Source organism: Prosthecobacter sp. Pr1 (assembly GCF_057652315.1).
The window spans coordinates 1-20,579 of sequence record NZ_JBYFBS010000012.1 but is presented as its reverse complement, the minus strand read 5'-3'; the positions used below and the strand labels follow the sequence as shown (position 1 = coordinate 20,579).

The 20,579-nt window shown below is 55.8% G+C and carries 16 protein-coding genes; 13 read left to right on the top strand and 3 right to left on the bottom strand.

Features of this window, described 5'->3' with window-relative positions:
- Positions 1-975 (top strand): glycosyltransferase, encoded by a 975-nt coding sequence (locus AC24GY_RS18700; RefSeq protein ID WP_422315108.1) that lies wholly within the window; start codon positions 1-3, stop codon positions 973-975.
- Here the strand turns inward: AC24GY_RS18700 and AC24GY_RS18695 are convergent.
- Positions 920-2,068: a glycosyltransferase family 4 protein gene (locus tag AC24GY_RS18695; protein ID WP_487686301.1), complete on the bottom strand. Its 1,149-nt coding sequence runs from the start codon at positions 2,066-2,068 to the stop codon at positions 920-922. The genes AC24GY_RS18700 and AC24GY_RS18695 overlap by 56 nt on opposite strands.
- Positions 2,069-2,286: 218 nt before the next feature.
- Between AC24GY_RS18695 and AC24GY_RS18690 the strand changes: the two genes are divergently transcribed.
- The 12 genes from AC24GY_RS18690 (at position 2,287) to AC24GY_RS18635 (ending at position 17,158) form a co-directional block, all read left to right on the top strand.
- Positions 2,287-2,580: a hypothetical protein gene (locus tag AC24GY_RS18690; RefSeq protein WP_422315112.1), complete on the top strand. Its 294-nt coding sequence runs from the start codon at positions 2,287-2,289 to the stop codon at positions 2,578-2,580.
- Between the two features lie 27 nt (positions 2,581-2,607).
- Positions 2,608-3,765: an endonuclease/exonuclease/phosphatase family protein gene (locus AC24GY_RS18685; RefSeq protein ID WP_487686298.1), complete on the top strand. Its 1,158-nt coding sequence runs from the start codon at positions 2,608-2,610 to the stop codon at positions 3,763-3,765.
- Positions 3,766-3,905: 140 nt separating this feature from the next.
- The gene (locus AC24GY_RS18680) at positions 3,906-4,694 is read left to right on the top strand and encodes a hypothetical protein (RefSeq protein ID WP_422315116.1); all 789 of its coding nucleotides are present in this window, start codon (positions 3,906-3,908) and stop codon (positions 4,692-4,694) included.
- Between the two features lie 362 nt (positions 4,695-5,056).
- A complete protein-coding gene (locus tag AC24GY_RS18675) occupies positions 5,057-6,862 on the top strand; it encodes a hypothetical protein (RefSeq protein WP_422315118.1) in 1,806 nt (601 codons plus the stop codon).
- Complete coding sequence (locus AC24GY_RS18670; RefSeq protein ID WP_422315120.1) at positions 6,801-7,526, top strand: polysaccharide biosynthesis/export family protein; 726 nt, start codon at positions 6,801-6,803, stop codon at positions 7,524-7,526. The genes AC24GY_RS18675 and AC24GY_RS18670 overlap by 62 nt, the downstream gene beginning before the upstream one ends.
- A 26-nt stretch (positions 7,527-7,552) precedes the next feature.
- A complete protein-coding gene (locus AC24GY_RS18665) occupies positions 7,553-9,865 on the top strand; it encodes a polysaccharide biosynthesis tyrosine autokinase (RefSeq protein WP_422315122.1) in 2,313 nt (770 codons plus the stop codon).
- An 80-nt stretch (positions 9,866-9,945) separates the two neighbouring features.
- A complete protein-coding gene (locus AC24GY_RS18660; RefSeq protein WP_487686293.1) occupies positions 9,946-11,031 on the top strand; it encodes a glycosyltransferase family 4 protein in 1,086 nt (361 codons plus the stop codon).
- On the top strand, positions 11,032-12,507 hold the full coding sequence (locus AC24GY_RS18655; protein ID WP_487686290.1) for an O-antigen ligase family protein: 1,476 nt from the start codon (positions 11,032-11,034) through the stop codon (positions 12,505-12,507).
- Between the two features lie 2 nt (positions 12,508-12,509).
- The gene (locus tag AC24GY_RS18650) at positions 12,510-13,736 is read left to right on the top strand and encodes a glycosyltransferase (protein ID WP_487686288.1); all 1,227 of its coding nucleotides are present in this window, start codon (positions 12,510-12,512) and stop codon (positions 13,734-13,736) included.
- On the top strand, positions 13,733-14,899 hold the full coding sequence (locus AC24GY_RS18645; protein ID WP_487686285.1) for a glycosyltransferase family 2 protein: 1,167 nt from the start codon (positions 13,733-13,735) through the stop codon (positions 14,897-14,899). Before AC24GY_RS18650 ends, AC24GY_RS18645 begins: the two co-directional genes overlap by 4 nt.
- A gap of 4 nt (positions 14,900-14,903) precedes the next feature.
- Complete coding sequence (locus AC24GY_RS18640) at positions 14,904-16,004, top strand: hypothetical protein (protein ID WP_487686282.1); 1,101 nt, start codon at positions 14,904-14,906, stop codon at positions 16,002-16,004.
- Complete coding sequence (locus AC24GY_RS18635) at positions 16,001-17,158, top strand: glycosyltransferase (protein WP_487686279.1); 1,158 nt, start codon at positions 16,001-16,003, stop codon at positions 17,156-17,158. The genes AC24GY_RS18640 and AC24GY_RS18635 overlap by 4 nt, the downstream gene beginning before the upstream one ends.
- Positions 17,159-17,167: 9 nt before the next feature.
- On the opposite strand, the gene AC24GY_RS18630 is transcribed toward AC24GY_RS18635, so the two are convergent.
- Positions 17,168-18,661 carry an exopolysaccharide biosynthesis polyprenyl glycosylphosphotransferase gene (locus tag AC24GY_RS18630; protein ID WP_487686276.1) on the bottom strand — a complete coding sequence of 498 codons (1,494 nt, stop codon included), beginning with the start codon at positions 18,659-18,661 and terminating at the stop codon, positions 17,168-17,170.
- A gap of 115 nt (positions 18,662-18,776) precedes the next feature.
- Positions 18,777-19,976 (bottom strand): glycosyltransferase family 2 protein, encoded by a 1,200-nt coding sequence (locus AC24GY_RS18625; protein ID WP_487686273.1) that lies wholly within the window; start codon positions 19,974-19,976, stop codon positions 18,777-18,779.
- Positions 19,977-20,579: the final 603 nt, after the last annotated feature.

Sequence of the window (20,579 nt, the reverse complement as noted above, 5' to 3'; positions counted from 1 at the left end):
ATGAGTCAGGAGAAAATCAGCGTGTTGATCCCTGTTCTTAACGGGGCGCAGTTTCTGGAGGAAGCCCTGGTCTCCCTGGAGCAGCAGACGCATCGAGGCTTTGAAGTGCTTGTCTGGGACAACGGCTCCACCGACGGCACTCTGGAAATCCTGGACCGCTGGCTGCCCGCGCGCCTGCCTGGGCATGTGTACCGTGGTGTGCCATTGTCACTGGGACTCTCTCTGGCACGGCTCGTGGAGGTTGCAACGACCGAACTGTGCGCCCGCATGGATGCGGATGACATCTGCCATCCTGACCGGTTTCAGCAGCAGCTCGCCTTCCTGCGTCAGCATCCCAGCCTGGCCCTCGTGGGCACGGACCGCGTTTGCATCGACATGTCAGGCAACATCGTGGACGGAGCTTCCACACTGCCCTTCAAACCCACCGATGTGCTGCATGCCACGCTCGTGGGACCGCGCATCTGGCACCCCACCGTGATCTTTAAACGTAGCGCCGTTCTTCAAGTCGGCAATTACCAGGATCATAGTACAGCGGAGGAGCCCTACTGGTCTGAGGACTACGACTTGTGGATGCGACTGCTGACCCAGCACTTGGCCGCGACCATGCCTGAGCCCCTGTTGCGCTACCGCATCAACCCCGAAGGAGTGACGCAGAAGGCCATGCGGGAAAAGCGCGCTGCATTGGCACGACGTCGGGTGTGGGAGCGCCACGCTGCCGCCTTCACCGGCCTGCCGTCCCAGATGGCCATGGAACTGCATGACCGTGCCAGCCGTTTTGCGCTACCCGCATTGTGGCGCATGGCTCATCACTTTCAGCGTTTGGATGGCATTCCGCCCTTCACCCGCCTGCGGCACCCCACGTTCATGGCTGCCATGGACAAGTTAGTCGCCCGCAAAGATCTGGCGGCGCGCGTCTGGCTCAAGGCCTGCCGTGCGCTGCGGCCAACTCAAGCAGATGGTCCGCCCACACCTTGACCGGGTCCGACGGGATGCGCTCTTGAACCAAGCGACGGCCAGCCGCCCCCATGACTTCCCAATGATCACGCTGGGACCAGGCCCGCTCCATGACCTCATGCAGCGCCTCTGTGTCACAGGCACTGGCGAGAAACCCCGAGCGCTCCGGTTCCATCATCTCCGGAATTCCGCCCGCAGGCGTGGCGATGACCGCCCGCCCCGCCCACATGGCCTCAATCATTGCAATGGGCAGCCCCTCGTGGCGCGAAGGCAGCAGCAGGGCATGATGTTCACGCCACACTGCGTTCATGTCGTCCACATGACCAGCGAACACCACTTTGTCCATGATCTGGAACTCCTGGCACAGTTCCCGCAGCGTGCTTTCACAGCCACCGCTGCCAAAGAGGGAGACCTGGATCTTTCGCTCCCTCCATTCAGGGCGGGCCAGCACTTCGAACAGCATGTCATGCCCCTTCGTCTTCGGGTGCAGACGTGCCGGCAGCGCTAGTTTGACAGGCGTTTCTGGGCTCAGCGGCGGCATCGGGATGGCCGCAACGCTCACCAGAAAGGGATTCCGCACAATCTGCGCATTCTTCAGCCTGCGTCCCGTCTGCCGCACGCATAGCTCCCGGTTGTGTTCCGATACAAAACAGGCCTCCAGAGCTCGGTTGTATGTCCGATGAATTCGTTCTGCGTGCGCGTCATCCGGCCAGTTGTCCGTGGACACCAGATGTGTCACCACCACGCAGGGATGCCGACCTTCATGAATGACCTCCAGCAATGGGATGCCATCCACCAGCGTTCCAGAGTTGAAAACGATCAGGTCCGGCTGCTCCAGCTTCAGCAAGGCTTGCAGGCGGCGGAGGCGTCTGGGCGCACCGCCGGTCAGACGTTCCAAAATTTTACTGGCCACGGCTCGCCTGCCGGTGAGGTCCAACGGGCGGTGGGGCACTCCGAAACTCTCAAGCTGCCGCCGCCGCCGCTGGGCTCCCGCTTTCCACTCCGTCAAAGCCATGACCGCATGTCCCTGGCTTTGCAACTGGCCTGCGGTCTGCACCCAAAGCTCCTCGCTGCCGCCACCGCCCTGGTTGGCGCTGACAAAAGTAAATTTCATGAATCAAGCGGGGGGAGGGGTTCCTGAGCAGGGGAGTGGCATAACAAGTGTGCCCGTACTTAATGCCAGCAACACTCATTGCTGTCAAAAAATGCAGTTTAAAACCGTTGTTTCTTGCCCTCGCAACTTGGCACGACTATCTGACCAGCCTTGGCCGGATCCCATCAACATGACCTAGATTGAACATTGGCGGTTCCTCACCGTATTAACAAATTCTTATGATTAAAAACCGCAGTGGTCTGACTATTTTGGAGGCGCTCGTCGTCATGACGGTATCTATAGTGCTGCTTTGGATTGTGATTCCTGTCGGCATGGTTCGTCTTGGCTGGAAGGAAGCAGGCAGCATGGTCGTCACCGAAGGTGACAAAGCACCAGAGTATAAAGGCGTGCCGCTTGAGCTGGATGTCTTGAAACCGCGTGTGGACGAAGTGCAGAAGCCCCGGGTGCTGCCAGACAGTCAGTTCGTCCCCAGGGCTCCCAACACGCCGCCCAAGAAGAACCCCTTGGAATAAGCGGAGGCTGTACGCCTCGCCGCTGTCATGGATTCACCCCCAACAGAGGCCATCCCGGCTGACTACCGTGCGCTGCTCATTGTGGCTCGCCTGGGGGCCCTGTGGCGCATGCTGCGCGCTTGGTTATTTTGGAGCACGCTGCTCATCGTTGGCTGCTTGCTCGTCTTAGCTCTGGTCATCCGGTATCGGGCGGAAAGCAATCTGCTGACCATCTTTCTCGCCTATCTCCCGGTCTGGGTGCTGACCCTCCCCTTGCTGGGGACACTCATCGCCAGTCTGGTTTTCCTCTGCTTGCGCTCCGCCCTGCTCTCTGTCTCCTCCGCCATCATCATCGTCCTCTGGCTGGGGGGCTTCAGTTTCTCTCTAGGGCAGAGCACTGCCCATGTACGTAGTGCAGACACACTCTCAGTGATGACCTATAACCGCGGTCAGGGTTCTGAAGCCGTGCTGACCAATTGCGCCACCGCAAACCAGCCCGACATTGCCGTCTTTCAAGACGCTGGTCACCGTCTGGGCCGCCTTGCTTCACTGCCCGCCTTTGCCCAGCTCCAACATACGTATGGAAATGGCGAGTATGTTTTGCTAAGCCGCTGGCCGCTGGTCGAAAACGAAGCCCTGCAGCTCGACTGGCCCGCTGGTAAAACAGGATTCTGGCGTGCAGGCACACGTTCAGTCATCGACTGGAACGGTCGGCGCATCGTCATCTATAACATCCATTTTCCCACCCCGCGCGATCTGCTCTACTGGTACGCAAAACGCGGCATCTTTCTTTATGGACTGCTAGGGCTCGTGCCTGGCACCCCGTTGCATGCGCGGCATCAGCACTATCTGGCCTACTGGACGGCACGCGTGGGACTGGCAGCTCAACTCGCCGCGCGCGTGCATGGGGAGTCATCCCCTGTCGTTCTCATGGGCGACCTGAACATCCCGCCCATAGGGAGCGGATACGGCCTCTTGCATGCCGTCCTGCAGGATGCGCACCAAGCCGCAGGCAGTGGCTTTGGTTTCACCTTTCCAGGCAATTTTAAATCCATCGGCAGGTGCTTTGCTCCCTGGATTCGCATTGATCACATCTTTGCCTCGTCGCAGTGGGAGATTCTCTCTTGTGCCAGTCCTTTAAAAGAAACATCTCAGCACCTCCCCGTCGCAACCCTGCTGAATCTCAAGCAAAAAGATAGAAAGTAATGAGCATTGACGTACGGGTTTACCGATGGCATGACAAATGCTGGCAGTTCGATCACATCGATTAAGATTAGTTCATTAAATTTTTTCAAAAATGTTGATTGCAGAATCCCAGCTTGATTTTAAGTCTTTGTTGTAGATAAATGTGCAACTCACCACACATACCCATTGTCCACTCTATGAATATTAATTTTAACAAAAGCCTGCTGTTCGCATACGCGGTTGCATCCGTGTTGGTGATTGGCGCTGTTGATATTTTTGCTTTCGGCGGAGGCTATGGCGGTTTTGCTTTTGGTCTCGGCTATTTCCCACAGCAAGATCGCACTTTGGGCCGGGTAAACATTGCCGCAGACAGCAACTACGATGGATTCTTGAATTCCACCGACCTGGATGCCAGTGACAATGTCAAACGCAATCCTCCAGGCTTGATTGTGGGCACTCGGGAACTCGCTCGAGTCGATCTTACCGTGGTTCATAATACTGCACTGCAGACCACTGGTTCGCCTGATCTCAAATTCTTGTATTACAAAACCGCCGCCATTCTCGACCTCCGTCCGGTGAATCTTGGTCATAAGCGTGGTCACTTTGCTTCTTATGAGGAAGAGCAGCGCCGCAGTGGTCATGTTCGCGTCTGGCTTGACCCCGCCCGCACGACCCTCCTGCTTGATTCCGCAGATCCTGGCAAACGCCGTGCGGAGTGGCCTGCCGCCTCCAGTCTGCCTCCCAAGCACGTCTATGTCGAAGGTGTCAGTATCGGTGACTCTGGAACGGTGATGATGTTGACGCTCCTCCTTGACAACAACAACCTCAGTCCCGTCGCTGACAAGCTCTGGGGTGAGAAAGCCGCTTGGGATGCAATGATGTTCTCTGTCTGGCCCAGCCCCAAGACCAAGCCTTTCATCGACAAGTCGCCCGTTTGGAAGCGTTTCTAATCGGTTCAATGTTTGCAGCACCGAGTAGTGTGTGGCACAAACAATTCAACACGTTGAAACACAGTGTATTTATTTCAAAATGCCTTGGTGGCGGATCCGCAAAATATTTCCATGCTGGTCTTGTTTCTGGCCGCAGGGGCATGGCTTGTTCTGGCTTTGGTTCTCTTGATTGACTTGTTTAGTGACGCCACACTCTCCCTTTCTTGGAAGGTGATCTGGTGTCCCATCCTCATTTGTGTCCCTCTGCTTGCGGGGCTCTTCTACAGCGTTTTTTCCATTATTCGCTCACTTCTAATGGCGCGAAGGCCGTGACAGTCCGTTTGGCTGCATTCTTTTCCTCTGAGAGATTAATATTAAAATACATGAGCTCAGTGGTCACACTAAAGAAATATCTAATCGATCCTGCTGTTTGTTGCTTGGCGGGGGCTGCATTCATGCTGCTCGTCTTGCAGTTACCCGCCGCCGCTCAAACATTTGATTCACCAGGGGTGCCTCTCTCCAAGGCCCGTCCTGACCGAGCGCCCCTTTTTGGCTCCTCCCAGCCGGATACTGCCGCCAGCCATGCCCTGGGGCAGGACGTCACCCGCCCTTATGGCGAGTACCGCTATGTGCCCCAGAAGAACCTGTACCAGCAAACCACCATCGCTGATTCTATCGGGGATCTCAGGCAGAACACGCGTGATGTGCTGGCTCCGATCAGCAACATCAATCGTTACACTAGCTGGTCGTTGTACAGTGCCACGGACAGCTACTTTCTCGGCACCTCGCTGGGGCTGAACCTGGGTATTCCCGCCTTCGGCGTCCAACTCGGTTCTGGCTATGGCGGCATCCAGAACAATCGCCTCACCATGATTGCTGGCCCCTTTGTGGTGGATAGCATTTACGCTGGGTATGGTTTGATCTATACAGACATCCAAGGCAACTATCCAGGCATTGACTCCCTCCCGCCCAATGGCTGGGCGCAGATCGTCTGGGCGAGCTTTCGCGCCACTTTGGTCCTCGGTGACTCATTGGCCATCAGCATCAATCCCTACTTCTACTGGCTGCCGAACAAAGGCGAGTTCGGGTGGGCCGTTCCTGGCCCCATGGCTGGCTTGATGCTGCCACAGTTCGGGGCCAGAGCCTTGTTCCAAGGCGTTTGGAAGAAAGAATGGAACAATTGGCGCCTTGTCGTCACTGACCAGTTCACCCCATACATCCAGCCTTACAATCTCTGGGATGTGTACGTGAATGCCAATCAATCTTGGGGCGATCTCTCTCCAGTGGAACGCGTCGGTCGCTATGGCGTGGGCTATGGCTCAGGCGCGATTAACAGCTACGACCCCAGCGCGCGCTTTGGTCTCAATAATGATCATTGGAGCGGCTTGAATGGGTATTACAACATCATCGGAGCCAGGCTTTTTGGCCGCCATGGCAATGCCACCCAGAGCATGTTCTACCTCGATCGCGTGGATGCGTGGGACAAAAACTTCAACACCCTCTACTCTGCCCTCAATGGCGGGGCCTATATCCGTAACGGTGATCCCTACTTCACCTCCTACGCCGGCTACAACTTTTCCACCCGGGCACCTTTCTTCAACACCACTATCAACTGGGCGGTCGCTGGCTTCCGCAAAAGTCTCACCAATTTCCTCACTACCTACGCTGAGGGCGGCTATTATTGGCTTACCGGGGAAGGGCCGCATTACAAGGGCTGGACCGCCCTTGTCGGCATCCAAAACCGCCTCGGTCCGCGGACGTATCAGTATGCCGAGGTGGGTCGTCGCGTTTACCAGCCTTTTAACGCTCCTATGGGACTCGAAGACTTTGCTGAATACCGGCTCGTTCACCTCCTTGGCGGTCGCATCAACACGACGGCTTACGCTGGCGTATCCAAGCGCTACCTGCAGTTCAACAAACAGACCACCCAGCAGATCGAATATGCGGGAATTATGATGAGTACTAATATTTCTCCTAGAATCGGCAGTTTTGCCTCCGCCGGCTGGGAAAAGATTATGATTCCAAACAGTGCCATCGAATGGACTCAGTGGACCTATCGCTCCGGTCTCACTTACGCCATGTCCAGCACGGTCAATTCCCAGCTCTTTTACCAATATTTGGATTTTCATGGCAACACATACGGCTATACTGAACATTACTTGTACCTTGGTGTGTCCAAGAGCTTTTAGATTATTCCAATCCTGTATGTTTAAATCAGTCTTTGTTCCGTGCCTCTTCGCTTTCTTTGGTCTTGCCTCTTGCAGTGGTCCGCAAAATTACGATTCCGCTGATCTCGCCCCTCTCCCGAAATCTGCCATCCCTGGGAATGCGAACTATCGCATCCAGATTGGCGATATCGTTGATATGTTTGTTCTCGAGGACAACTCCTTCAATGGATCTTATGTCATCCGCCCCAGTGGCGACATCATTGTTCCAAAGCTCGGGCGCGTAGGCATACAGGGGCTCACTTTGGCGGAGGCTGAGGCCCGAATCAAATCCACCCTTCAGGCCAACCACTTGAAACTCGCCACTGTCATTATTGACCCTGGCATGCGCGGTGAAACCGCCGCTGGCGGCCTGACCTTGCGCCTCAGTGGTGAAACTTCGCAGACCGGGCGTGTCACCGTGCGTCCCCTTGGTGACTCCCCGGTCTCCGCCTATCAGGCGGTCATCGATGCAGGTGGCTTTAAGCCATTTGCCAACAAGAAAAAGTCATACATCCTGCGCAACAGCAATTCAGGTGTGCAGCGCATCGACGTGAACTTCGAGGCCGTTGAGACTGGCAGGGTCTCTGACCCCGTGGTGTTGGAAGGTGACTGCATTGTTGTGCCAAAGAAAATGTTTGGTTTGTAACAGCGCTTCTTTCTGCACCTCTCCTTATGGCAATCCCGGGTTTCAAACGCTTTCTCACTCTTCAGGACATCCTTCAGTTCCTCTCACGTTATGTGAAGTACTGGCGTTTGGGAATGTTTTGCGCTGTCCTCGGCGCCTCGCTCGCCCTCGCCTATTTCGTTTACGGCAAGCCCTCCTACTACTCCAAAAGTTCGGTCGAGTACAGTTACGTTGACCTGCCCATCAAGTCTGAAATTTCAGACATTCGTGGCAACACCAAATGGGACAATATTAATTCGCAGGTCGTCCTTGGCCTGCAGTCAAGATGGCTTGCTGAACGCACCGCCCTTCGCCTCAAGCTCGTTGAAAACGCCAGCCAGCTGGGCACAATCTGGAATCGTTTCATTTCCAAAATCAAAATCACCACTTCGGTAGCCTCGCAGTTGGAGATCGAAGTATGGGTCTATGAACCTCGCCTAGCTAAGCTCTGGCCCCAGGCTATGCTTCTGGAGTACCATGACTTCCTGACTGAATCTCGCATCAAGCACCGTGACCTGCTCATCCAGGGTTTCTCCAAGGAAATGGATCGCATCCGCGAAAACTTAAAGGCCGAAACCGAGCGTGACCGCCGCTTTGAATCCGAAAATCGTATTTTGGAAAACTTTGTGGCCAACAACAAACTGGAGCAACTGCCCACCCAGATGCTCACCTACCGCTCACAGCTGGATGCCATGGAAGAGGTTGAAAAGTACATCGACGCCACCGCCCCCAGCAGCGCAGAGAAACTCTCCCTCCTTCAAAAGTATCGCGACAAGCCCCTCGCCGTTGGCACCATCGTTCGCCGTGCTGCAGAATCGGACCCCTTTCTACTGAAGACCAGTGCGCCCAACATCGTGATGGGTGGCAATGGCGGCATCGCAGTTGAACCCCAGACGCCTACTCCCGCCGGTGCCTCCCCCGAGGCCACCACCAATACCATTGTCATTCCCGAGGCCTCCAAACGCTCCGAAGTCTGGGAAGGTCTCGATAAGAAACTTCGAGAAGCTCAGCGTGAATACCAGCGTCTCTCCAGCAACCTGCTGCCAGGGCATGAACAAATGCGCGCTCTACAAAAGGAAATCGACATTTACAGCTTTGGCCTGGAAGCCGAGTGGAAAAAGGAAATTGCAGCCTTTCAACTCGAGAAGGACCATATTCGCCAGCAGCTTGCTTCCTTGCAGGAGCAGATGCCCGAATACCACAAACTCATTGCGGGCTATGATGACTATCGCAGAGACTTCCGTCTCCAGTCCAGCGGCAGACTTGCCTGGGAGCAGGCCTACATTGCTATGAAATCCCGCCTCTCGGCCATGGACTATACCGGACCTGAAGTTCAGGTGGATTTCTTGTTCAAGGGCTTCACTGAAGTGCGTGATGACATTCCGGTCTCCCCCAACAAGCAAAAGCTCCTCACCTATGCACTGGCGCTCTCTCTCGGCCTTGGCATCGGCGGGCCTTTCCTTACCGAGCGGCTCCGCTTCACTTCTTCATTTGTCGGCGAGGCTGAAAAATACTGCCAGTATCCCGCTTGCGGCATTGTACCCTTGTTGGAAATAAATGCCAAGCTCGCGATTGAGAATGATAAGGACGGCAATGAGGAAACCTCCACCGGCACCCATGCCCACGAATCCTTCCGCATCATCCGCAGTTCCCTGCCATTCTACGCGCCAAAGGACAACCTCAAACAGGTGATCATGGTGACCAGTGCCCGTCCCAGCGATGGCAAAAGCACCGTGGCGATGCACCTCGCCAAATCCTTTGCCGAAAGCGGCGACAAAGTGCTGATCATCGACAGCGACCTGCGCCGTGGCACGTTGCACCGGCTCTTAGAGCTCGACCGCAAGCAGAATGGACTTGCCGAACTCCTCGGCAGTGAAGCCAAACTCGAGGATGCTATTCAATCGACCAAGACGCCCGGCCTGAAATTAATCGCACGTGGCAAGAGCAATAGCGTCAGTCCTGAGTTGCTCTCACGCAATCACTTCCAGGAGCTGATCGACAGACTGCGTCCACAATTTGACCGCATCATTGTGGACACTCCACCGTTGCTCGGCCTCGCCGATTCATTGCTCATCAGTAAAGCCGTGGACGGGTTGATTTTTGTGATTCGCGCCGACCAGACCACCCAGCGTGATGTCGCCACCGCCTCGGAAATTTTGCACCAGTCAGGCGCCCAAGTGTACGGCTTCGTCTTGAACTGTGTGAACCTGAAACGCCTCGAAAATTCCTACTATTACGGCACTTACTATTCCCGATATTACGAACCCACCTACTACAGCAAGTCGAAACGTGGTGGCTCGCAGTCGGTCGATGACGCGTGACCTAGGCGCTGTGACCTCGCCTCGTTTATTTCATGGGAATCAGCGTGCTCCACGTGCTTCACTCCTTCCGCCAAGGGGGCATGGAGAATATGATCGGCCAGATGGCATGGCGGCTTTCCCAATCGGGCTTCAAGGTCATCGTCTGCGCCCTGGCTGGCTCAGATGATTTCAAGCACCGCCTGCCTCCCGGCACTTCCGTTCTCGAACTCCAGAAGCGTCCTGGGCTGGACTTCCGCTGCGTCATGCGCCTGCGTGCCCTCATTCGCGAACTCAAGCCCGACGTCGTGCACTCCCATAACTGGAATGCGCTGGTTTACTCTCTCTTCGCCCTCGGCCTCAACTGCACCCCACTCCTTCATGGCGAGCACGCTCTGCTCTACGGATGGGAGCGTTCCCCTTGGCGGCTCAGGCTCCGTCGCCTCTTCTATGCACGCTGTGATATCATTCACACCGTTTCTCAGGGACAGATCAACGATATGGCCGCTCTTGGCCTCACCCGTCACCTCGACCTTCGCGTCATCCGCAATGGTGTTGATACATTGAAATTCAGTCCTTTAAAAAAAGCTGAATGCCGCCGCGACCTTGGCATCCCCTCCGGTGCCCCCTGTTTCGGCATGGCCGCCCGCTACGTCCCCGAAAAACGCCACCATCTCCTCATCCAAGCCTTCCTAAAAATCGGCACAACCTTCCCAACAGCCCGCCTCGTGCTCGCAGGTGCTGGCGGCAACTGTGAAGCAGCGACTCAGGAACTTGTCGCGCGCCATCCCTTTGCCGACCGCATCATCCAGCTTGGGCACCGGGACGACATGGCGGCTGTTTACAATGCCCTCGATCTGCTGGTGCTCACCTCGACGTCCGAAGGCATGTCCAATGTTACCCTCGAAGCCATGAGCTGCGGCGTACCCGTGCTCATGCATGCCACCTGTGGCTCGGAGGAACTCATCCAACCCGGACGCAATGGCAGTCTGGCAGCGATGACGACGGCTGATGATGTGGCAGCGGCAGTCAGCGCGCTGCTGGAGCAGCCGGAGTTGCTGCGCACCATGGGCGGCGCGGCGCGGGACTTCATCGAACTTGAATATCCCCTGGCAAGGACTGCGGCTGATTATGCGGCGGTCTATGCCGCGCTGAGTGGGAAGCAGATCACCGCAATGGAGGACCGATAAGTGGATTTCATCTGCGCCTGCCTGCTTGTTTTTTTTTGGTATGTCCGCCCTCAGGACATCTTTGCAGTCATCAGCGGTGTCAGTGTGGTGAAGTATGCGATGTATGTGGGCATCATCGCCACGGTGCGGCGTGCGGGCGGGTTCAGCCGTGCTATTGTGTGGGCAGTGCCGATGGACTGGCTGGTCACCGCATACTGTGTGTGGGCCATTTACGCGACGGCTGACCATACAGGAGCCTTCAAAGAGGTTTTCACCTATTTCAGCTTCCATATGGTCACGGCCCTGGCGCTGAACAGTTGGGCGAAAATTGAAAAATACCTCAATATTTGGCTGGGATGCCTAGCTGTGCTGGCGGTGCTGGCGGTTTCCAGTCACTGGGACGTTGAGTTGGTGAAGGGTTCGGCAGAACTAACCATGGCCTTCCATGACCGCCTTACCTTGAACACGTGGGTGTTCCGCAATCCCAACGCATTGGGACACGGCGTGGTGACTCTGATCCCGGCCGCGCTGGCGTGGTGGGTCATGGCAGGGGGGAAGAATAAAATGCTGGGCATCGCGCTCATCGCGCTGGCGATACACTGCGTGCTGCTAACGGAGTCCAAGGGGGCCTTTTTGGCAGGTGCGGGGGGGCTCACGATGCTCTTTTTATTCAAGCGGCCCGTGTGGCTGCAGCTGGTGCTGCTGGCGCTGGTGTATGGCCTGGGAATAGCGGCCTTGAAAAGTCTGCCGCGCATGGACACCTTGTCCAAGGATGACGAGGGCATCCAAGGCCGTATGATCGTCTGGCAGCAGGCCAAGTTCAGCATGGAGAGCACTGTAACTGGGGAGGGGCTGAAGACGTTCCAGGGGTACGTTTCCATTCGTGACGGCAAGCTGCACCGCACGGTTTATATCCAGATCGCTACGCACGGTTCCTATGTTCGGCATGGGGCTGATCTGGGTTACATGGGCCTGCTGCTGTTTGCGGGCATTTTTTATGGGGGAGTGCGGGTGTTGTTGGTGGCCCAATCTGTGCCTGGCAGCGAAGCGATGAGGGTGCAAAGAACCTTGTATGCATTGATCGCAACGACGGTATTTTCCTGCTGGGTGGTGGACCGTGCCTATCACATGGACTTTTTCCTGTTGTCCGGGGTCATATCCGCCTTTCACCGACGGTTTCTGCCTGGTAACAAGGGGCAGGAGGAAGATGGCGGCAAAACGGAGGCTCTGGGGGGGGCGGAGTCCACGCCGCTGGAGCTGTCAGCGACCGCAGGGGGGGCACCCGCCGACGAGCAGCGCAGTGAGGCACTGGCAGGGACGAGACGGCAGGAGACTGAGGATGAGGAGGAAACCGCCGAGAACACTCCCGATCAGTTCGGTGCGATCAAGCTGAATTGGTCACGCATTGGCGTGGTTGACATGATGATCATGTACGTGATTCTGGAAGTGCTGCTCTATTTCTGGGAACTTTTCTCCACCGACTTTGTGGTGTTCTGACCATGCGAATTCTTTGGATCAAAACCAGCCCGTTACACCCGCTCACGCGCGGCGGCGACCTGCGCACCTTCCATCTGCTGCGCCACCTGCATCAGCGTCATGAGGTCACCTTTGTTGGCATGACGGCGGATGCGGGGCAGGTGGCGGGCGCTTTGCACTCCACGGAGTATTCCTCCCAATCATTCTGGGCGCATGAACCCAAGGCCTCCCTGCAGCTTGCCCGCTGGAAGTTCCTCGCTGGCGCACTGGCCAACGTGGCGTCATCGCTGCCCTATGCAGTTGAACGCTTCAGGTCATCCAAGTTGCTCAATCTGCTGATCGCAAAACTCAAGGAGGAACGCTATGACCTGCTGATCTCGGATTTCTTGTTTCCTTCCGCCAGCCTGCCTTGGATGTCCAAGTCGCTCTCATGCCCCTGGGTACTCTTCCAGCACAACGTGGAGTCCATGATCTGGCGTCGCCGGGCCGAAGGAAAGGTGGGACTCAGTGCGCGGTATTATCAATCCCAGCGTGACCGCATGCTGTTCTTCGAGCGCCATTACAGCAGCCGCTTCGACGGCGTGCTCGCCGTCTCAGACGAAGATGCGCGGATATTCAAAGAAGAGATGAATCTCTCCAACGTCCTCGGTGTCGTCCCCACAGGCGTTGATCTTGACTACTTCCAATCCCTGCCCAGGACACACTCTCCTATCCCCACCGTCATGTTCATGGGCTCCATGGACTGGTATGCCAATGTAGACGGCGTGAACTGGTTTGTTGAAACCGTTTGGCCTCTCGTTCAGCGCGAGATGCCTCAGGCCATGTTTGTCGTAGTGGGGCGCAAACCACCTGCGGAGATTCAGGCGCTCGCCACCAGCGGCAGAAACATCGAAGTCACCGGCACTGTGCCGGATGTGAGACCTTACCTGCGCGGCGCAGACGTTGTCGTGGTTCCGCTGCGCATCGGCGGTGGCACACGCTTGAAAATTTATGAAGCCATGGCCGCCGAGGTGCCCGTAGTTTCCACCCATATCGGTGCCGAAGGTCTGGATGTAAAGAATGGCCGACATGTTCTTCTCGCAGATACCGCAGAAGACACCGCTGCAAAAGTGCTGCAGGTACTGCGCAGTCCGGCCTTCGGTGCGGAACTCGCCCGCCACGCGCTGGAAGAAGTAGCCCGTCCCTGCTCATGGGCGGCCGCAGCTCAAATCTTTGAAGATGCCTGCGTGAGTCTCATTCAAAAGTCATGATCGCCACCGCGTGGATCATTCTCTTCCTCAGCGTGGCGGCAGTACTGCACTGCTACGTTTTCTACCCGCTCTGGTGGCGCTTCATCGGCACCCGCAGACCACTGCTGCCAGTGTCTCCCGAGCAGGACGAGCAGTCACTGCCCTTTGTCTCCGTCATCGTCGTCGGTTACAACGAAGCCAGCTGCATCGCTCGTCGCGTCGAGAACCTCCTGCAGTGTGACTATCCCGCCGACAAAATGGAGATCATCATCGCCTCCGATGGCTCCGACGATGGCACCGAGCGCCTCGCCGGTGGGAATGCTCGTGTGCAGGTTCGCCACTTCTCCGAGCGCCGCGGCAAGGTTCGTGTGCTCAATGACATCTGCCCGCAGGCCAGAGGCAGCATTCTGGTGCTGAGCGACGCCAATGTGGATTTCGCTCCGGATACTCTGCGCCGTCTCGTCACTCGTTTCCAAGATCCCAAGGTCGCCTGTGTGTGTGGCAGGCTTTGTTTCCGCGCACGCGAAGGTGAGGCCCACACCCAGTCCGAAGGCATTTACTGGAAACTGGAAACGTGGCTCAAGCAGCATGAGGGCGGTCGGGGCGTGCTGCTCGGTGCCAACGGCGCCAACTACGCCCTGCGTCGCGAACTCTGGACCGGCTGCCCGCCGGAGATCGTGGTGGAAGATCTCTACGTTCCGCTGCGCCTGCTCATGGAAGGATGGTCCATTGTCTTTGAACCCAGCGCGCTCGCGTATGAAGATCTGCCGCCTGCTCTGGCAGACGAATTTGGCCGTCGAATTCGCATCGGGGCAGGGGACTATCAGATTCTCGCGAGCTGCCTGCCGTTGCTGAATCCGAAAAAGGGGCTTGCGGCTTGGGTGTTCTTTTCCCACAAGGTTTTACGCTGGATCGCGCCCTTTTTCATGCTCAGTGCGTTGTTGTCAGTGCTCGTATTGCTAATTTTGGGTGCTGCTGGTTCGCTGTTGCTGTCGGCAGCCTGCGCGGTCATCATGGCGCTCACTGCCGCCGGTTTTTCCTCCCTCCGCATGCCTTCCTCATTGGGGCGTCTGGCCGCAGTGAGCGCCTACTTTGCGACCATGAATGCCGCCCTCCTCCTGGGCTGCCTGCGCTGGTTGCGTGGCGAACAAAAAACCACCTGGAAACGAACCCGTAGAGCCTGAACGTATGATCAAAGCAATGGACCTCTGGCTGCTGCCCTGGATCAAGGATCGCTTCTCGAAGACCAAGGCGCCAATTACCGATGTGATGCTCGCTGTATGCGATCACTTCGAGCCATTTCACCACACCGACAAAGCCGGAGCTCTGCGTCGCTTGGATCAGTGGCACGACAAGCTGCCAAACATCATGGCCAGCGGTTTGGATCATGATGGCCAGACTCCTAAGCATACATTTTTTTATCCGGTGGAGCAGTATGATCAGGACGTTATTCAATCACTGACGGAACTGTGTCTCAGCAGTCGCAATGAGGTGGAGATCCACCTTCATCACCACAAGGACACGGCGGAAAATTTCTGTGCATCCATTGAACGCGGCAAAGCAGACTTGCGTAGTCACGGACTGCTCGGCAGCAATGCGGCAGGAGAAGTGACCTTCGGTTTCATCCATGGCAACTGGGCCTTGGACAACTCCGACCCCACCGGTGCCGGTTGCGGTGTACGTGGAGAACTGGCCATGCTAAAACAAGCCGGCTGCTATGCGGATCTGACCATGCCCTCCGCCCCCCATCGGACCCAGGCTCCCATCGTCAACAGCCTCTATTACTCCAAGAGCACCCTCAATGGCTGCTCCCATCACCGTGGCATTCCTGTAACGACTGCGCATTCGTTGCGCGATGAGCCTGACCATCTGCTGTTGGTGCAAGGCCCGCTTATGCTGGACTGGACCCGGCGCAAATGGGGGGTGATGCCACGGGTTGAAAATTCAGATCTTGGTCCGGCCAACGCGCCGAACCTCCGCCGCTTCCATCAGTGGCGCAATGCCCGAATCTCTGTAAAAGGCGTCGAAAACTGGGTCTTTATCAAACTGCACACGCACGGTGCGCCAGAAAAAAATCACTCGTCGGTCATCGGTGACGCTCGTCGCCGGTTTCATGAAGAACTCCACGAACTTGCAGCAAAGGAAGCTTTCCGCCTGCATTACGTGAGTTCACGCGAGTTGGTGAACATTCTCCATGCAGCAGAGGATGGACATGGCGGCGGCGACGCAGGACCTTGGCGCGACTACTTGCTTTCACCACCGCCATGTCTGCAAAAAACGTACGCATGAACCTACTTGTCGCCACCAATCTGTTTCCTGATAAGAACGAGCCTTGGCGCGGACTGGACAACGCCACGCTCGTGCACGCATTGCAGAAGCAGGATCCCGGCCTCAACATTCGCGTGCTGGCCTTCCGCCCGTCTTTCAGGCATTTTGGTGCTGCCTCAAACCAACTGAAGCCACGCCCCGAAGACGTCGGTCTGAAGGTTGACTATTTTTGGACGCCCTACATGCCCCGGCTGGGTGGCATAAACCATCAGTTATTCTCGCTCGCTTTTGCCAGAGCACTCAAAGCTATCCCTGGTGATTTTTCTCCGCAGGCGGTTTTGGTTCCCTGGCTTTTTCCAGATGCATGTGGGGTGGCCTTGCAGGCGGCCGCGTGGCACGTGCCTGTCGTCGCCGTTGCACAGGGGTCTGATGTGCATCAGTATCTGGACATGCCCTTTCGGCGGCATGCCATCCTTGCCATGTCCCGCCGTGTCAAAGCCATCGTTACACGCAGCAAGGACTTGGAAAATCGTCTGATCCGCCGCGGTGTGTCAGGCGGAAAAGTCTGCACGATCTACAATGGGGTGGACATTCACACCTTCAAGCCCGAATCTCGCGCCGCCGCCCGGGACGTACTTCACCAACCACAGGATGAGCAGATGCTGCTATTTGTGGGCAACTTCCTCCCCGTTAAAGGTCTTGATCTTTTACTTGCAGCTTGTGCACAGGTCATGGCCTTGCGGCCGGTTCGGCTAGCTTTGATTGGTGGTGGCCCCATGGAAGGTGCCTTGCGCGCTCAGGCGGCTGAGCTTGGCATCAGTGACAGGGTTCACTTCCTCGGTCGTCATCCGGCTTCCCAGGTGGCGAACTGGATGCAGGCAGCAGATGCGATTTGTCTGACTAGTCTCAACGAAGGCGTGCCCAATGTGGTTTTGGAGTCTTTGTCCAGCGGGCGCGTTCCTGTTTGCATGGACGTTGGTGGTATCGCTGAAGTGGTGGTTCCCGTACTGGGCAAAAGATTTCTCGTTGAGCGGCGAGATACATCCGCCTATGCCGGAGCCCTTTTAGATGTCTTGCAGCATCCGCCAGATGAAACTGCTCTGCACCTTGCCGCGAGGACCTACTCTTGGGAGAGCTGCGCTCAAAAATACCTAGACCTGCTGCACGACTCTTGACGTGGGGGATTAGACCTCGATTAGACTTCCAGTGTCCGGCCTGCTAGGGGAGTCAACGCCTTCGGCAATTTCTTGCTCATTAGGTGCTGCCTCAAGGTCTAAGTCGACGCCTTTCGAGTATCTGTGCTTCGTATTTGCTTTCAGTCCGCCTCCGAGCACCACGCGTACGGTGTCCAGCAGGATGAGACTGTCGAAAAAAATCCCGGCGTATTTCAGGTAATAAAGGTCGTACTCCAGCTTGCACTTGGCATCGTTGATGGAGGCGCCATATGGGTAGCACACCTGAGCCCATCCTGTCAGTCCCGGCTGCAGCATGTGGCGTTCCTGATAGTATGGCAGGACCTGCGAAAGCTTGGTCACAAATTCTGGACGCTCGGGTCTTGGTCCCACAAAGGACATCTCCCCACGCAATACATTCAGCAATTGGGGGATTTCATCAATCCTGTAGCGGCGTAGAAACGCACCGCCGGGAAACACTCGGGGGTCTGCGGAAACGGTGGACCAGACCGCTCCACCTTTTTCGGCATCAGTGCGCATGCTGCGCAGTTTGTAGATTTGGAAACGTTTGCCAAAACGTCCTACGCGCTCCTGGCTGAAGAACACCGGCCCTTCGGGAGAGAAGATGCGTACGATCGCCATGCCCAGCAGCAGAAACGGAGCCAGCACCACCAGCAAGATGAGTGAGTTCGTGATGTCAAAGAACCGCTTCATTTTACTGAAATACAAACTGCGAGAGACCGATTCTGACTGCAGCAGCCAATTCATCGTCACCAGATGCAGCGGCACATAGTTCAGGTGACGCTCACAGATGGAGATCAGGCTGCTGCAAGAAAAGCCCAAATAGCGCAGTCGTCTGAATTCGTTCCGGGCCTTCTCGTCTTCGACCCGCTTCTCAGTGAAAATAATCTGGTCGAGCTTGTGTCTGCGTATCAGCTTGCGCGCATTGCGTAGTCGGCCTAGAAAACCGTCCTCGGTGTCCTGTTCTTCATCTATGCTGATGCGTCCGACGACCTGTACGCCGGCCGGGCACATGGCGCGCAGAAGTTGATACTCCTCCAGTTCCTCTGGAGTTTCCGCCACGAATGCGATCCGCACCGGGGCGATCCGATGTTTGTGATACATCAACCAATGTACCCCTAACAGCAGCGGATAGGCAAACAGGCAGCCCAGTGCCATAAAGCCACGACCGATACGCAGGTCAAAGCTCAAATAACCCACCAAAGTTATGATAATAAATGAAATGATAAACGCAAAGGTCAGCAGAATGCTGTGAACGAGGAAGGTGGATCTCCTCTGCGATTCGACGGAGTATAACCCAAGAATATAAACCGATGAACTCAGGGATATCGCTCCGACCAAGATCGGGGCCAGATAGTCTTCAATATGCCACAGCTCTGTAAAGCGAAGGTAGTTCGCCAGCAGGTACGCGCCGATGAATACGATGACGTCACGCAGGGCGCGAATGCCTATCTTGGTCCAGTGGCCTCTGGTTGAGTTATGCATGAGTGACTGTCGTTCTGGAGAATCTAATTTATTAATTAACCGCCATGCAGCTGGTCAAGGACGCACAAGGACACTTGTTTGCAAATCTTATCCCGTGAGTACTTCGAAATATTGATTAAGTGAGGGGCGGGGGGCAATTTTGCGCTTTTTTCAGCACGTGCAATCCTAAAAGGCCCACACAAAATGAAATAGAGATGGCTAGTGGATGAAACCAAAATAGCAGGTCGCGGGCCAAGTTGAGGTTCACGAAACCGGAGAGCGACCATTTGACGCCGATGTAGCCAGTCAGCACAGCACAGGCGCATAATGTGACAAGAAGAGAGAAAAAGAGCACCCCCTCATCAAGATGAATGAGCTTCCGGGTTATGCCCAGCGGGCGGTCTGAACTCTGCAAGTAGAGCATGCAGCTAAAAAGGTAAAACTGCGCTCCGATGATGCCTGCCAGCAGCAGCAAGGCTTCGCTGTGAAGATCGAAAATGTGAAACACTCCGGCGATGCTCACCGGGCCTGTGCAGAAGGCCGTCACCTGCAGTACGGTGGTCAGCAGCACTGTCACAAAGCCGAACAACTCAAACAGTCGTGGTTTTTCGGAAAAAATGAACAGCAAATGGCGCATGCCGTCACGCCAGGTCCTCAGGTGTGCGACGCGCCCCTCCGGTCCTTTGCGCAGTCCGGAAGAAATCTCCACGGAGCGAGCTCCTGCTTTGAGCGCTTTGATCAGTAGCTCAGAGGCAAACTCCATTCCATTGGAGCGAATCTGCCAATTTGCAAAAGCAGACTTACGAATGCAACGAAAGCCGGAATTGCAGTCGGACAGTTTGCCATGGAAGAGCCAGTTGATCAGTGTGGTCAGCACTGGTGTTCCTACCCAGCGGTGCAGGGGAGGCATTGCTCCTGGCTCGATGCGGCCGATCATTCGGGAAGCAATCGCCATGTCCGCATTCCCGTCCTTGGCTGCTCGGTAAAGCGGTGCGGCGTCCGCATAGAGATAGGTGCTGTCTGAGTCTGCAAACATCACATACTCGGCCTGGCTCGCCTCGATACCTCCCCGCAATGCAGCTCCATAGCCACGCGCTGCCACTGGAACTACACGGCAACCCATGGAAAGTGCAATTTCCCGGGAATGGTCGGTGCTTCCGTTGTCGGCTACGATGATTTCATAACTGATCCCGCTTGGTGTCAGGCTTTCCTTAACCTGCTGAATGCATGTGCTTAAAGTTGCCTCCTCGTTGAGGCACGGGAAAACGAAACTCAAATCAACAGCAGGTGCTTCTGAATGGTTGCTTATATTGTTAAGCGGGAGGGGACTGCTCATGGGCTGGCTTTGCTGCACCTGAATTCATCAATTGGCAAGCTTCCACTTCTGGGTTTCTGATATTCCACCCTAATAAGAGCCTTAACTACTGAACAGATTTGGTGCCAAGACGTGACTTCTCAGAAGCGAATTGCGAATAAGATACCGGCAGGCTCTGCCGGTCAAAATGAGAGTGCATTTCCCGGTGTTTCGGCAACGATTTATGGGCGAGTGTAGGTTCTTGCAATTGGACTTGTGCCGTTTGAACTTGAAAAAATCGGCAATGCCTAGGCTCCCATCAAGGCACGTTCTGGAATTTTACGGCTTTGCCGTTCAATTATTTACATCCAATTCATTAACTCGATATGACGGCAAATATGAGAGGAACTTTCTTGTGCCGAGACAGCTGCCTAACAGGCTGACTTGTCAGGATTTAGGTGGTATTCCTGAATATCCATTCAACATGCAAGATCTGGTGGGCGTGGCAACCATGAAAAGGTATTGCTTAATACATATTTTTGGTTGATGCGGTTGTTTGAATCCTTGGGCAGTGTTTTAAAACCAGTTTGAAGGAAAAAAATTGTGCGCCCGGTGAGTTTGAGCCACTGGCAAGTCTCATGTTCA